Source organism: Thalassotalea agariperforans (assembly GCF_053470345.1).
Window position 1 is genome coordinate 147246 of sequence record NZ_JBQMWH010000003.1, and the last position, 14520, is coordinate 161765.

Here is a 14520-nt window from a genome sequence, read left to right on the forward strand (position 1 = left end):
TTTAATAAATTATTTTTACCAAGTAGATTGTTGATTAGATAAGTGAGTACACTCAGCCGTTAAGTAGCTATTGGGCTCTGCAATCAACACTAGGGTTCGATGTTTATAACAAAAATAAATATCGACACCCTGTTCAAAGTGGCCTTCAATCGCTTTACCTACTTGAAATGCAGTTTTTACAATATCTTTATCAATGCGAAAGGGGTCTTTTACTAAAAAGTCACGATTAAGCCACCACATTACTTCGACACCTTGCTCTTGGCCATATTCCGATAGCTTTTGATACAAGGTTTCACCAACTCTAAAAGGCCTTGCTTCGCGGTTACCTCGCCAATTTTTACGTAGTGGGCGAGTGACTTTTTTTCGCGCTTCTAAGATCTCACTTAAGTTGCCTTTGGGATCCGGTAAATAAACAATGTTTTCACGAATACGTGGGCCTTTTTCATTAAAACTTGGGTTAATGCTAGCGTAAAAGCGTGATAAGCCTTCAGCTGCTGCGTTGCCTGAGTTTTTAACTATTTTTTTGGGAGCAGGTGTTGAAGCTAATCCTGTTACATCTTCAGAACTCGTACTTTCAGATACTACTATTGTTTCTGCAACTTCTTTTTCATCACTTTCAAATAGCTCAATGATATCAACCAGTAACTCTTGGTTGGCAAGTAGAATATATGCGGCAGCAGCTAAAATAACGCCAAAAATTAAATTGCGTATCCAAAAACCCATATTAAATAAATCCCTTGATAGTTCAGGTTAGTTATCGTTATTTAGCTAACCATACTTAATAATCTTTATTTATACAATGACGGATCGTTTTCATTTTCGCGAGTTTTAAAGCGTCGATGTACCCACATGTATTGCTCTGGCTTATAAGAAATCGCTTTTTCTAGTTCTTGGTTCACCCGTAGTAAATCTGCTGCGTCATCACCACTTGGAAAGTTTTGCCAAGGTTTGGAAAATGAAATGGTATAGCCGCTATCGTCATCATTTCGTGTTGGTGTCATCATTAACACTTGGCAGTTTTTTTGTTTGGCAAAAATTAAGGTGCCGGTTGTGGTTGCGGCATCAATCCCATAAAAAGGAATAAACAAACTTTTATTTCGACCATAATCTTGATCTGGTAAATAAATACAAGACTCACCGTCTTTTAAAGCTTTTATCAAACCCTTAACATCACGTTTGCCCAGCATATATTTATTGGCACGATTACGTCCTCTAAATTGAAAATACTCCATTAAGGCATTGTTGTTTGGTCGATAAAAAACCACCATAGGCTCTGCAGCACCAGCGCCTCGACAGTTCATTTCGGTACTAAGATAATGCATGGTTAAAATTAAAACCCCTTGGCCTTGAGCTTTAATTTTTTCAATGTTTTCTATGCCTTCAATGGTCACTTTTCCTTTAAAACGCCAATCTGGCCACCACCAGCCCATACCAGTTTCTAGCAAGGCAATACCTGTATTTTCGATATTTTTTTTCAATAAGGCGGTTCGTTCTGCTTCACTTTTTTCAGGGAAACATAATGCTAAGTTACGTTTAGCAACTTTGATTCGACTGTAGCCTAATTTATAGAGCAATCGGCCAATCATGCGGCCCAGCCATAATTGCCAGCGATAAGGTAACCAAGATATTGTGTATAGAGTGATAACCCCTAACCAGGTTAGCCAATACTTAGGTAAAAAATACGATAGTTTGAAGTTGGGCTGTAAAACTTTGTTGCTACTCACAATATATTCATCATAGTTACTCGCAAGCGCTACGCCTTGCGTTTGTTATGTTTGGCGTTAATTATATCGGGTAAAGGCCGAGGTATGAAAGCATAACCTGTTTCTTTTGGCAAAAAGTGTTGCGGTGGTTTTTTTTCGCGTAGAATATGCAAAATTAAAAGTCATCATACTTCTTGAGAATACTGAATGAGTCAGCAAATAGATAATACTCAAATTAAAGAAATAGAATTAATTATCGGTAATTCTAATTCGAACTTTTCTGGAGTCACTTCCACTATGTTACAGCTCCTTTCAGAGCAACAGAAACACATTAATTTACGGGTCATGGGGAAACACCATTTACCTGATAAATCGTTAAATATTAGTTTTTGGCAAGTGGTTAAATTGTGTTTTAAGCCGTTATCAGATGGCCGATTCAGAGTTTTTCATGCGCGCCGAGTTGATGAAATGATCCAAGCGTTAATTTTAAAACATATTTTTAGAGCTAAAATCAAAATTATTTTTAGTAGTGCTGCTCAGCGATATCGCAGTGGCTCTACGTTATGGATCACCAATAAAATGGATGCGGTTTTAGCCATGTGTAAAGCGTCGGCAAGTTATTTACATCGTCAACCGGATGCCATTATTTATCATGGTGTTAAAACCAATGAATATGTTCCTGCTCAAAATAAATCAGCAGCGTGGCAAGCGTTAAATTTATTACCGGAATCTGCGCAAAAAGGGAAACTGGGTATTGCAATTTTAGGACGAGTTAGAGCACAAAAAGGGGTGCATTTATTTGTTAAGGGCTGTATTGCTGTTTTGGATAAATATCCTGATTACACTGCCGTGGTAGTTGGCTCAATTAGCGCAAGCAACGAAAGCTTTGTTAAAGAACTACAGGCAGAAATTGAACAAGCTGGTTTAAGTGAACGCATTATTTTCGCAGGTGAGCAGGACTTTTCTGATATCCCTAAAATTTTTAGTGCTTTATCACTAGTGGTGGCGTTAAGTGATAATGAAGGTTTTGGTTTAACGGTTCTGGAAGCTATGAGTAGTGGCGCAGCTGTATTAGCAAGTGAAGCTGGTGCATGGCCTGAAGTCGTTCGTCAAGGAACAGACGGTTATGTGGTGCCGATTAATGATTTACCGGCCGTGGTGGAAAAAATGGATTTATTGTTAAGCGATCAAGAAGGCTTAACAACGATGGGAAAAAATGGCCGTGAACGTGTGCTTGAGCATTATTCGGTTGAGCGAGAAGCTAAGCAGTTGGTGGATTTCTACCGTAGTTTGATGTGATGACTTAAGAAAGTGTCTAAATCACGTTATTTTAGGTTAATCTGATAAAATCACGCTAAAAATAAAAAGCCTCTCTGGTTTAAACTAAAACGAGAGAGGCGACATAGGGAACACTATGTTGTTTTTTAAATAAGATTACTTAGCGATTTTTCTTCTATTTAAGCCAATGAAAATACACACTAGCGCAAATAATGCCATTGATGAAGGCTCAGGTACTTCGCTAGCGGTGAATTGGAAGTCAGAAATTTGAGCTCTTGCTGAACCTTCTGTTGAATCAACTGAAACCATTCTAAAACCAAAAATATCACCTTGTTCGACTGCGAATGCTGCACTGCCTTCTTGTCTACTCTCAGCGTTAGCATCTCGATCTGAAAGCAAACTAAAATCACCATTTAATAACCAGCCAAAATAATCGGAGAAAGGAAAATCGTCAGAGTTGTATAACCAATCAAATGAAACGATACCGTCTGCATGAGCACTGCCAAAAATTGCATCGGTAATTGCATTTTCTGTTTGGCCATCATTGCTACTAACTAAAGTTAATGCGGTTTTATCGTCAGAAAATTCAGCTGAACCATGATCTTGGGTAAGTTGCCAATTGCTCGCATCATATTCTGCGGTAAAGGCATTAATAACATCAGCGTTTGCTGTACTAACAAATAAAGCTAAAACTAAGATAAAAATATTTTTCATTATTATTTCCTTTATTACTACTTATCTATAAGGATATTCAATTAATACTTATAAAGCTATTACTGTGCCAACTTTTTAAAGTGTTGTTTTTAAATGTTTTAATTTTTTTTGTTAAGTTGGCTTTATTCGCATGTAAAGTATTTTGACAAAATAACCAAAAAATTAACTTTTTATTAACATTATCACTTTGTTTTGCTTACATAATTTTACTTCGCATGGTTTTTACTTGTGATCTTTGCTTCTTTTTATCCATGCGTTTTAATTGTGAACTTCGGCTGGGTTTTGTCGCTCGGCGTATTTTTTCTACTTTATTTACGCTTTGAATTAACAACATTAAGCGCTCGATAGCATCAGATTTATTTTTATCTTGGGTACGAAATTGTTGCGCTTTGATGATCACCACGCCATCTTTAGTGATGCGGCTATCTTTTAACATTAACATACGTTCTTTTAAAAATTCAGGTAAAGATGATTTATTAATATCAAAGCGTAAATGTATGGCGCTCGATACTTTATTAACGTTTTGTCCTCCAGCGCCTTGTGAACGGATGGCAGTGAGTTCATAGTCATCATCGGGAATAGTAATACTGTTACTGATCTGGAGCATTATAAGGTCTTTTTAATTGATTAAAGCTATTAATTCATGAATGGTTTTTACCGCGGTAATTTTCGCGCCAAGCCCTTCCATGGATTTATGGTAATTACGAAATGGAATGAATATTTCGGTAAAGCCATGTTGGGCGGCTTCTTTTACTCTCGGAACACCACTGTCGATAGGACGAACGTCACCATTTAAACTGAGTTCGCCCATAATGCAGGTAGTGCGTGGCACAATAAAATCATTAAGGCTACTTAATAAGGCCGTTACTAAGGCTAAATCAATACAGGTTTCAGACTCGTCAATTTTTAAGCCACCAACAATATTAAAAAAGGTATCGTGATAAATTTTCGTTTTAGTATGTTTACGCAAAATACCGGTTAACATTTTTATTCGGTTCATATTTAACCCAACACAAACACGCTGAGGAAATTCAGCTTCGGTTTCTGTTGTTAAACATTGAATTTCCAATAATAAATTGCGGTTACCTTTGCGAATACAAGTTATAGCTGAACCTGGGGAGTCAGTGGTCGAGCCAGATAAAAATATTTCGCTGGGGTTATCAACGCTAATCATGCCACGTTCGCTCATACGGAAAATACCAACAGTATCAATATCACCAAAGCGATTCTTATTTGCCCTTAAGGTACGAATTTGGCCGTCGTTGGTATCAATATGTAATAAAGCGTCAACAATATGCACTAAGGTTTGTGGACCTGCAATTTCATTGTTTTTATTGACATGCGCAATAATAAACATGGTTACGTCATGCTGTTTACAATATTGGGTAAGGGCTTGAGCCGCACTTTTTACTTGAGAAGGTGAGCCAGGGCTACCATTGGCATTGTCAGTAATAACGGCTTGAATAGAGTCAATAACGGCAAATTTAATTTTGTTGGCGTCTAACTCTTCAATAATCGCTTCAACACTCGTTTCCGACAGGAGGTATAATTCATTTTCGTTATATTCTAACCGTAAGCGATTTACTCGGTTTTTAAACTGCGACAGTGATTCTTCGGCTGTACAATAAAGTGATGCCATGCGCTGTGACATACGAGCAACTAAATCGGACAGCAGTGTTGTTTTACCTGCACCAGGGTCTCCCGAAATAATATTGACAGAGCCTGTAGTAACACCACCACATAACACACGGTCTAATTCTCCGATGCCAGTAAGTTGCTTTTCTGCTTCAATTGATTGAATATCATTGATTTTTTTTGAGCCGCCACCAATACCACCAGCATAGCCTGCAATGGCCGTACGAGATTTATTTGCTACTTTATTGGTATTACTTGAAATTTTCATTTCTGCCAAGGTATTCCATGCGCCACAGCGACATTGTCCTTGCCAGCGATTGTAATTCATTCCACAATCAGTACAGACAAATTCTATTTTTGACGTTTTTGCCATGTTGGCGATACCTACCTTATCAATAATTTTGCTATTATTTAAAATAATATAATTGTTACTTTTATGTTATTGATATTATATTGTTTCTAATGATAGTGTTTAATGAATACAATATTAAGCCTTGTTTTAGGGGATAATTATTGTCTTATTAAATAAATGAGTTAAACATTAAAAGGCATATTTATTGCTTTTGTTTATAAATGGATTTTCATTATATTATAAGTTAACTATTCTAATGATATAAGTTCACAACACTAATTAGTAAAATGAATTATTTACTGTTCAGCTAGATACCATTTAAACACAAAAACAATTGATAAACTAAGTGATAATTTTTCAAACTCATGATTAAAGATTTTTCAAAGTACGCTAAGATTATAAACAACTTCCGTGGTGAAGTGCTTTCTCATGGCTTTGATGCTAAATTTGCCGCCGCAACAAAACAATTGCCTAAATCAGAAAGTTTTTTATTAAAAATGGAACTGAAACGTTTGGCTCAACCTTGTACTCGCTTGATCGATTTGCGGGGGTTAGTTGATGGCGAATGCAAGACTTATGAACATAATGATCGTCCTCATTATTTGGATGATATAGCGATTAAAGTTTTTGAAGAAAATGTCGCTTATTACGGCGGTTATACTTTTGGTGTGTATGAAGCTGTTACTAACACGGAAAATAATTTTCGTGTTATCTATCAACGTGAAAAATCGAATACGGCAGCAATACAAAATGTTGATGCTAAGCAAATAGAAAAAACTCAATATCCCGCTAAGCTTTATAATTTTGGTCCATATTATAATCGCATCGAAGAGCGCATGAACTTTGCTATTCCTTTTGAAGTGACTATTGGTAAAGAGAAGACCGAGTGTGTTAGTTCAGATTTAAGTGTTAATGGTTGTAAATTTCGTTTAACAAAACCAATTAAATTAGCCATTGGCGATACTATCAATATTCGCTTTATTGGGCTTGAACAAGATTTTCAATTTGATGACGAAAAAGGCTATAGCTACGAAATAAAAAATATTCAACAAATTGAACGTTCGCAACTGATCGGTACTGAGCGTATTTATAGTGGCGATAAAAACAGGGATAGCTTTCGACGCTTTTTACTTGGTTTTATTCAAGGTAACAAACGCCGCTATAAAATTAATTTAGACAATACCATTAATGCCCTCCAATCAAGAACATTTGAACAATATTTATTACCTAAAATTAATGAGTTACCGGTATTCTTTACCAAAAATAAAGAGCAGCTTATTCCTCGTTATGCCTTAACCTGTCATGACAACCGAAGAACATTTGAGTATTGGTCAAATGAAAGTAAGCAATCAACCTTATATTGTTTATTTACCCCTGAACGTATTGAAAAGCTACTTAAAGCACAAAAGTTGGGTAAGCCGTTAATTGTTTATAGTTTTATTCATGAAAATAACGGGCAGAGTTATTTTTATACAGCCGATGACAAACAATTAGCGGAAGATCTTGTCTTTATGAAGCAATTTTTAGGCTTTGCTGCGGCCAAAAATAGTTTTGCTATTACGCAATTGTCTTTATTAGATGTTGAACAATCCTATGCTCATTCACCAATCACTTTGTCTGAAAGTTTAGAAAAAAAAGATGCTTATTTAAATGAGCCCTTTTCTAAAGATGTGTTAGAAATTATTGCTAACCTTGCTGCCATTGGGGTGGTTACTGATATTACAACCGATAGTTTGATTGAAGAGTACCGCCAGTTTAGTTTTGAAGGTATTCTTACTGACAAATTAAAGCGCTTTGGTCATAAACGTCAGCCACTTGAGCAACCGGTTGATGCGGTAGGCATTAATTATAGCAATCACCGCAATGAACCGCGCTTTTTCTACACCACACCAGTGGTTGTTGAGGCAGATAAGGTGACCTGGAAAGGCACTTCAAAAGATTTCTCAATTTCAGGGATGAAAGTTGAGCTAGAAAAGTCCGCAGTGTTAATGAAAGGTGATATTGTTTATTTAACCTTTCCTAATTTACAGAAAATCACCTCAAGTTTTGAATTAGCTAAATTACCTTATGAAGTGATGCGGATTAACAAAGCTAAAACCATCGTTAATTTGAGGGTTCATGTTAAGCAGCATCAGCATATCGGACGTTCGTTTTTTAAGCTGTTAATTGAAAAGAATAAAGATAAATTAACGGCAGATGAATATGTCATGATGACACCAGGTTTGGCAAAGTCATTACGTAATATCTACAGCCGAACCATGTTGTCATCAGCCGTTGTAATTCAAACAAGTGGTAGTCGTTATAAATTTGAAGCGCTAACCTCTAGTAAAGTAGATAGCCCATTTATTTCTGCCATGAATCAACTAAGTGATAAACGCGGTGCTTATAATTTATATCCACTACTAAAAAATCATATTATTGAAAATGTTATTAGCCAAAACTTAAAAAAACAGCAGGTTGGTGATGCACCGTTTACAGAAGTGCTTTACATCGCCATTGATTCTAGTCTTGAATCATTAGAAAAGGCGGTGATCACAAAAGTCAGCTCTGAGTTAGCTAGCGCCAAATTAAAGCAAATGTTTATCAGTAATGCCTTAAAAAAAGGGCTGTTTTTCTGTATTGAAATTAAGGTGTTTAGAGTAGATAAGCCGGATATTAAACACTTAAATCCAGAGCTCAGTTATGTCGGCTCTTATGCAATACATAGAGGTAAACAATTAGAGCAAGAAATTTATAGTGTTGCCGGTATGATGCAGTTTTATGATATTACTCAAGAAGCGATGTTAAAGCATAAGCTCCAATTGCAATAAATTCGTAAAGAAATGGGGAAAGTCTTGGGAAATTGATAAGCAAAAAAGAAAAGAGGCAACGATTAGTTACCTCTTGATTGCTCTTTGCTTAAGAGGGCTGATATTATTTTAACCAATGTAATAAACAATCTAAGCCTAAAATGTTGATGCCAACATCAGCTTTATCAACTACTAGCTGTTTTGCATGAAAAGCAACTCCTAATGCAGCGGCATCCATCATCACTAAATCATTAGCGCCATCGCCCATGGCTACCGTTTGTCTTTCATCAATCTCAAAGGTTTCAGCTAATGCTAATAAATTATCAGCTTTCGCTTTCGCATCAATAACATCACCTAAAACCTTACCGGTGAGTTTACCGTCAACAATTTCTAGGGTATTGGCAACGGCAGAGTCGAGATCTAATAATTCTTTTAAATGATCAGCAAAAAAGGTAAAACCACCGGAAGCGATAGCGACACGCCATTGATGTTTTTGTAGCTCGGCAACTAAGGTTTCTAATCCTTCCATTAAAGGTAATTGCTTTACTACTTTTTCTAATATTGAAACCGGTGAACCGGCTAATGTAGCAACACGCTGATGTAAGCTTTGGGCAAAGTCTAATTCACCTTGCATAGCAAGTTCCGTGACTTCAGCCACTTGTTCACCCACACCGGCTAGTTTTGCTAACTCGTCAATACACTCAATTTTTATGGTTGTTGAATCCATATCCATTAATAACACGCCAGGGCTAGCAAGTTTTGGCGCGTTTTCAATTAAGATCGATTCAATTTTATGGTCTAGGTTAAACTGTACTAACTGCTGACGAGCTAAGGCAAGATCTTGCACTTCGACATTAAAACGATAACTGGTTAATTGATTACGACAATTTATAGCATTTAAGCTGGTTAGCGTGAGTTGGCATTGCTTGGCTAAGCTTGAAAATTTATCTAAGGTTAAGTTTGAAAAAACCACTAGTTCAATACTGTCTTTTATCGGAGAAAGCGCTACCGAACTAGCAGTAAATTCAGCTGTTAAAGGAAACGTAGCTTGGATAAAAAGGTGATCTTGTTCAATAAATAGCGCGCAAGGTAAATTACCTGCTGCTTTTTCAATCGGGAGAAGTTGAGCTAAAGTTGTCGTTGTTAAATTGGCTATTGCCACTTTATTTACCGCAGTTGTCACGTTAAGTCCTTGCTGTAATTAAGCAATTATTGAAAAGAAAGGATATTATCTAAAGCGATTTTTTAGTTAATACGTTTCATTCATGATTAATTAGATTTATAGTTAACTATAGATTATTTGAGATCTTTAGTTTATGAAAAATTCTGAGTTGCCTTTATACCTTAAAATATCACCGATTTATAATAAAATTCTGCAATTAGCTATAGCTGTTATTTTTATTATCGTGTTATTGAATATGTTAATTCATAGTCAAAATCAACAACAGCAAGTAATAACAGAGCACTTTTCACAGCTAAGTAAAGCACAGTTGCAGCAAGCAGTGAGCGGTTTAAAGGTGCTTTTACCACAAAAAAATACACAGCTCATTAATGACTATGTTAATAGTTTAAGTGAGTCGGCTATTATTTATGATATTCATTATTATGATCAGACCGGTCTATTATTAGCGAGTTCGGCCAATGCTAAAAATATTAATTCGTTATATGGTATTGATGAATTAACCGAAGATGAAAGTGATACTTATGTAACCTTTGTTGAAGAAGTTAGAAATGATGAGCTACTTGGCTATTTACGTTTTACCGTTAATAAAAAAATGGTGTCAAAACCGCTATTAAATGCAAGCTTTGATGTCCATGAAGTGATGCGTTTGTTAGTACTTTTTGCTGTTGTTATTGGATTTTTATTAACTCGTAGTTTTAGTCGTTTTAGCCGTCAAGGTTTTAGGGTTGCCAAGTAAGCTTAATCGGCAAGAATGATTAAAAGCTAAAAGCTAAAAGCTAAAAGCTAAAAGCTAAAAGCTAAAAGCTAAAAGCAAGACACTATTCCTGTAAGTTTAGTATTTTTCCTCAAGCCTCAAGCTTTAAGCCTCAAGCTTTAAGCGTCTGCATCCAAAGCATCAGCTAAAGCGTTATAGGGAAAATACGGTTTTTACATTGAGCTCTAACTGCTCCGCAATCACTGCTGGTGATTCGCTTCTTAATTGGCAAAGGCGGTTAAATACATCAAGTAACCTTAACGGAGAATTTGCTTGTCCCTGATTACCATAAAGTGGCATAGCTGGCGCATCGGTTTCTAATACCATGGCATCTAATGGTAGTTTTTTTACTGTTTTAAGCGTTTTTTCAGCTCTTGGGTAAGTGATAGTGCCACCAATACCTAATTTATAACCGAGATCAAGGTAGTCTTTAGCTTGTTGATAGCTACCAGAAAATGCGTGGATAACGCCTGTTTTATCCACAGTTATCTTTTTTAATAATGGCACAATATGCTGATGTGATTTGCGATGATGGATAATGATTGGCTTGTTACTGCTTTTAGCTAGCTGTAAATGAAATTCAAAAAACGCTAGCTGCTTGGTTAAATTATTTTCTTGTTCTGCAATCTTGCCATCAATACCCGTTTCTCCAATCGCGATAATATCCTGTGGCTGGCTTTTTACTGCGATTTCAAGTTTATTAAGGTCTTTGCTGGTTAGCTTGTTTAAATACCAAGGGTGAATGCCTAAGCAGGCGAATAAGCGACAATTTTTATGGTGATGTTGTTTAGTTAAGTTTAATACTTGTTGCCAGTTATCAGGCGAGACACTAGGGATAATAATTTTATGAATATTGTCAGCGGCACATTGACTGATTACATCGGCCAAATTTTCCGACAGTTCAGGGAAATCTAAGTGGCAGTGGCTATCAGTAAATTTCATGCCAGTTCCTGTGTTTGAAGGCTATTTAATCCAAGCTTAGACTATTTAAAACGCGCGGCTTTTTTCTCTATCGCTGCGATATTATCAGTAAGCTTAAAATGTTCAACAAATGACTTATCAAGTTCGCTGTCAGTTAATAACCCATTGGCTAAATATAGCGCTTGCGCCACGCCAAAACTATCTGTTAATAATTTTTTAGGGTTATGGTGATGTAACACTGCTTCAATAATATGGTATGGAAAGCTCCATACATGCATTAAATAAGCACCAATTTGACAGTGATCGGTAGCAAATATTTTTTGCTCTAATAAAATATCATCGGCGGTTCTGGCACAATTATCAAAGTACTTTAAGGTTAAAGTGTTATCTATTTCAAATAATACTAATTTACCAATGTCATGTAATAAACCGGCAAGTAAGGCGTCATGCTTTAATGTTTCATCAACCAAGCTTGCGGTAAATCGAGCGGTAGCTAAACTATGCAGTTGCTCGTCTTGTAATGAAAAGTTGGGAATGTTGGGTTGATAGGAAAATAATTCCGCCGTCATCACAATGCAGCTTAAGGTTTCAACCCCCATTTTAGTAATCGCTTCGGTAATGTTAGTAAGCTTTTTACCGTTAGGCATAAACGAAGTGTTTGAAAACTGTAAAACTTTAGCAACAAGTGCAGGATCTTGGCTGATGATCTCGGCAATTTTTTCGGAGTCAGTTGTATTGTTTTTTAATATAGCATTGAGTTGTAAATAAACTTTTGGCGGGCTAGGTAATGTTTTAACGTTGGCAACGGCTTTAACAATTACCTCTTTGGTGATAATTTTTTTACTGTCTTCAAAAGCTTTAATCGTACTCAAAACGTGCGCCGCTGATGTATTTTGTTCAAAAACATAATGGCTAACATTATCAAGATCGTGTTCATTATCCGTGGTTAATAACACGATACGAACAACAGTTGGAAATTTAATTGCCAGTGCTTTAAATAAATTTAACGCACTGGTTTTATTGATATCTTGTGCGCAAATAAGAACATCAAAGTTATATTTTTTTAAGGCGTTAAGTGCTTTGATTGGATCATCTAAATAAGCGGTTTGATATTTTTGCTTAATTAACAGATCAGTTAATTTTACTAGCGATTGTTGTTTACCATCGAGTAATAAAATTTTCATTTACAACTTTCCGCCTTAATTTTAAGTTTTATCAGTAAGGTATTTAACCTGAGCTCAGGTTATTTAAACTACATACGTTCCATGACATCGATACCTAAAATATCTAAGCCTTGTTTTAAGGTATTACTGACTAATTTACATAATACTAAACGGGCGGTTTTTACCTCGTCGCTGATACCGTCTTTTAAGATTGGGCAAGCTTCGTAAAAGCTCATGTATAAACTTGCTAATTCGTATAAGTAATTACACAGTAGGTTAGGTGTACCTTCAGCAATAACGGCATCAAGCACTTCTTCTAATTGTAATAACTTCATTGCTAAGGCTTTTTCCTGTGGCTCAGCGATACTTGGCTCACTTGGTAAGTCAGCAGGGTTAATACCGGCTTTGGTAAAAATACTTTGAATACGCGAATAAGCATATTGTAAATAAGGAGCGGTTGCGCCCTCAAAACTTAGCATGGTTTTCCAGTTGAAAATGTAATCACTGGTACGGTTTTTAGATAAATCGGCAAACTTAACTGCGCCAATACCTACTTTTCGTGAAATCTCTGCTAATTGCGCTTCACTAATATCCGGATTTTTCTCTTTGATCAGCGTGGTTGCACGAGTGACAGCTTCTTCTAATAATTCGGCTAATTTTATCGTGCCACCGGTACGCGTTTTAAACGGCTTACCGTCGTCACCCATCATCATGCCAAACGGACAATGATCATAAGCGACATGCTCTGGTAAGAAGCCTGCTTTACGGGCAACTATTTCCACTTGTTTAAAATGAAGTGCTTGGCGGGCATCAGTAAAAATAATAATGCGATCAGCGTTTAATTCACCGGCACGGTAACGACAGGCGGATAAATCTGTGGTGGCATATAAATAACCACCACCTGATTTTTGCACGATAAACACCGAAGGATCACCGTCTTTATTTGCCATTTCTTCAATAAACACAACTTTTGCGCCTTGGTCTTCAACAGCAATGTTTTGTGACATTAACTCATCAATAACTTTTGGTAAATCTGGGTTGTAGGCACTTTCACCCATAATATCGCTACGTTTTAAAGTAACGTTAAGTTGTTCGTAAATTTCTTCACTGTGCTTAATTGAAATATCAATAAATTGTTGCCATAAGGTCGCGCATTCTTCGTCACCACCTTGCAGTTTTACTACATAATCACGTGCTCTATCGGCAAAACCTTCTTCATCGTCAAAACGGATTTTGGCTTCACGGTAAAAGTTTTCTAAGTCAGCTAGCGCCGTTTCAGCCACTTCATCTGAGGCGAGTTTGTCACTTAAATGGGCGAGAAGCATACCAAATTGTGTGCCCCAATCACCCATGTGATTTTGACGAATAACCTTATCACCACGGAATTCTAAAGCGCGAACGACAGCATCACCAATAATAGTGGAACGTAAATGACCAACATGCATTTCTTTGGCAAGGTTAGGCGCTGAATAATCAACCACGACGGTTTGTGGCTTTTCACCTGGAAGCGAGCCACGTTGGCTAACACCTAATTTTTCATCATTGGCGGTGTCACTTAAACGAGCACTTAACCATGATTTAGCTAAATGAATATTAATAAAACCTGGGCCTGCTAATTCAATTTTTTCAGCAATACCACTGGCAACTAGCGTAGGCTCTAATTGCTCAACAACTTTCGCCGCTAATTCTCGTGGATTAGTTTTTAACTTTTTCGCCGCACCCATTACGCCATTCGCTTGGTAATCACCAAAATTGGCTTTAGTTGATACGCTAACCGCTGGGTTTGTCCCCTCAGGTAAGCCCGCAGCTGTCATTGCTTCTGAAACGATGTTGGCAAGTAAGTTTTTAATATTCATTCGTTATCTCTTTCTCTGTGCTATTTCACTCAATAGTTGCATCCGTTGTGCTCACATACATGCGTATGCTTCGCGCATCTTCTTAACTCTTGAGCGAACCAGCTGTGAGAAAGAAGTAACTCACAGCTAGATAAGTTTTTTTAAGGAGCTGTTAAGCTCTACTCTAAATATT

The 14520-nt window shown here is 36.7% G+C and carries 12 protein-coding genes; 3 read left to right on the plus strand and 9 right to left on the minus strand.

Features of this window, described 5'->3' with window-relative positions; all coding sequences use genetic code 11:
* Window positions 1–15: 15 nt before the first annotated feature.
* Together ACSLUO_RS05975 and lpxL are read right to left on the minus strand one after the other, a co-directional pair.
* Window positions 16–723, minus strand: a complete 708-nt coding sequence (locus ACSLUO_RS05975; RefSeq protein ID WP_448247065.1) for a TcpQ domain-containing protein — start codon at window positions 721–723, stop codon at window positions 16–18.
* Window positions 724–788: 65 nt separating this feature from the next.
* On the minus strand, window positions 789–1724 hold the full coding sequence (gene lpxL, locus ACSLUO_RS05980; protein ID WP_448247067.1) for an LpxL/LpxP family Kdo(2)-lipid IV(A) lauroyl/palmitoleoyl acyltransferase: 936 nt from the start codon (window positions 1722–1724) through the stop codon (window positions 789–791).
* A 186-nt stretch (window positions 1725–1910) separates the two neighbouring features.
* Between lpxL and ACSLUO_RS05985 the strand changes: the two genes are divergently transcribed.
* Complete coding sequence (locus ACSLUO_RS05985) at window positions 1911–3002, plus strand: glycosyltransferase family 4 protein (protein WP_448247068.1); 1092 nt, start codon at window positions 1911–1913, stop codon at window positions 3000–3002.
* A gap of 135 nt (window positions 3003–3137) precedes the next feature.
* Here ACSLUO_RS05985 and ACSLUO_RS05990 read toward each other — a convergent pair whose 3' ends face one another.
* The 3 genes from ACSLUO_RS05990 to radA form a co-directional block, all read right to left on the minus strand.
* Complete coding sequence (locus ACSLUO_RS05990; RefSeq protein WP_448247070.1) at window positions 3138–3695, minus strand: PEP-CTERM sorting domain-containing protein; 558 nt, start codon at window positions 3693–3695, stop codon at window positions 3138–3140.
* A 196-nt stretch (window positions 3696–3891) separates the two neighbouring features.
* Window positions 3892–4302 carry an alternative ribosome rescue aminoacyl-tRNA hydrolase ArfB gene (arfB, locus tag ACSLUO_RS05995; protein ID WP_448247072.1) on the minus strand — a complete coding sequence of 137 codons (411 nt, stop codon included), beginning with the start codon at window positions 4300–4302 and terminating at the stop codon, window positions 3892–3894.
* Window positions 4303–4314: 12 nt separating this feature from the next.
* On the minus strand, window positions 4315–5703 hold the full coding sequence (gene radA, locus ACSLUO_RS06000; protein ID WP_448247074.1) for a DNA repair protein RadA: 1389 nt from the start codon (window positions 5701–5703) through the stop codon (window positions 4315–4317).
* A 344-nt stretch (window positions 5704–6047) separates the two neighbouring features.
* Between radA and ACSLUO_RS06005 the strand changes: the two genes are divergently transcribed.
* Complete coding sequence (locus tag ACSLUO_RS06005; RefSeq protein WP_448247076.1) at window positions 6048–8492, plus strand: PilZ domain-containing protein; 2445 nt, start codon at window positions 6048–6050, stop codon at window positions 8490–8492.
* 103 nt (window positions 8493–8595) lie between these two features.
* On the opposite strand, the gene serB is transcribed toward ACSLUO_RS06005, so the two are convergent.
* A complete protein-coding gene (gene serB, locus ACSLUO_RS06010) occupies window positions 8596–9654 on the minus strand; it encodes a phosphoserine phosphatase SerB (protein ID WP_448247078.1) in 1059 nt (352 codons plus the stop codon).
* Between the two features lie 133 nt (window positions 9655–9787).
* Here serB and ACSLUO_RS06015 point away from each other — a divergent pair, with 133 nt between their 5' ends.
* Complete coding sequence (locus ACSLUO_RS06015) at window positions 9788–10390, plus strand: AhpA/YtjB family protein (protein ID WP_448247079.1); 603 nt, start codon at window positions 9788–9790, stop codon at window positions 10388–10390.
* Window positions 10391–10561: 171 nt separating this feature from the next.
* Here the strand turns inward: ACSLUO_RS06015 and ACSLUO_RS06020 are convergent, their stop codons facing one another.
* The 3 genes from ACSLUO_RS06020 to argS all read right to left on the minus strand — a co-directional run bounded on the left by ACSLUO_RS06020 (window position 10562) and on the right by argS (window position 14348).
* Window positions 10562–11350 (minus strand): TatD family hydrolase, encoded by a 789-nt coding sequence (locus ACSLUO_RS06020; RefSeq protein ID WP_448247081.1) that lies wholly within the window; start codon window positions 11348–11350, stop codon window positions 10562–10564.
* 41 nt (window positions 11351–11391) lie between these two features.
* Window positions 11392–12513, minus strand: coding sequence for an HDOD domain-containing protein (locus ACSLUO_RS06025; RefSeq protein WP_448247083.1), 1122 nt, complete (start codon window positions 12511–12513; stop codon window positions 11392–11394).
* Between the two features lie 68 nt (window positions 12514–12581).
* The gene (gene argS / locus ACSLUO_RS06030; protein WP_448247085.1) at window positions 12582–14348 is read right to left on the minus strand and encodes an arginine--tRNA ligase; all 1767 of its coding nucleotides are present in this window, start codon (window positions 14346–14348) and stop codon (window positions 12582–12584) included.
* Window positions 14349–14520: the final 172 nt, after the last annotated feature.

What these genes read in the sequence shown, in the direction of transcription:
- ACSLUO_RS06005 (WP_448247076.1), top strand. Translation starts at nt 6,048, where the DNA reads ATGATTAAAGATTTTTCAAAGTACGCTAAGATTATAAACAACTTCCGT.
- arfB (WP_448247072.1), bottom strand. Translation starts at nt 4,302, where the DNA reads ATGCTCCAGATCAGTAACAGTATTACTATTCCCGATGATGACTATGAA.
- ACSLUO_RS05985 (WP_448247068.1), top strand. Translation starts at nt 1,911, where the DNA reads ATGAGTCAGCAAATAGATAATACTCAAATTAAAGAAATAGAATTAATT.
- ACSLUO_RS05975 (WP_448247065.1), bottom strand. Translation starts at nt 723, where the DNA reads ATGGGTTTTTGGATACGCAATTTAATTTTTGGCGTTATTTTAGCTGCT.
- argS (WP_448247085.1), bottom strand. Translation starts at nt 14,348, where the DNA reads ATGAATATTAAAAACTTACTTGCCAACATCGTTTCAGAAGCAATGACA.
- ACSLUO_RS05990 (WP_448247070.1), bottom strand. Translation starts at nt 3,695, where the DNA reads ATGAAAAATATTTTTATCTTAGTTTTAGCTTTATTTGTTAGTACAGCA.
- radA (WP_448247074.1), bottom strand. Translation starts at nt 5,703, where the DNA reads ATGGCAAAAACGTCAAAAATAGAATTTGTCTGTACTGATTGTGGAATG.
- ACSLUO_RS06020 (WP_448247081.1), bottom strand. Translation starts at nt 11,350, where the DNA reads ATGAAATTTACTGATAGCCACTGCCACTTAGATTTCCCTGAACTGTCG.
- ACSLUO_RS06025 (WP_448247083.1), bottom strand. Translation starts at nt 12,513, where the DNA reads ATGAAAATTTTATTACTCGATGGTAAACAACAATCGCTAGTAAAATTA.
- ACSLUO_RS06015 (WP_448247079.1), top strand. Translation starts at nt 9,788, where the DNA reads ATGAAAAATTCTGAGTTGCCTTTATACCTTAAAATATCACCGATTTAT.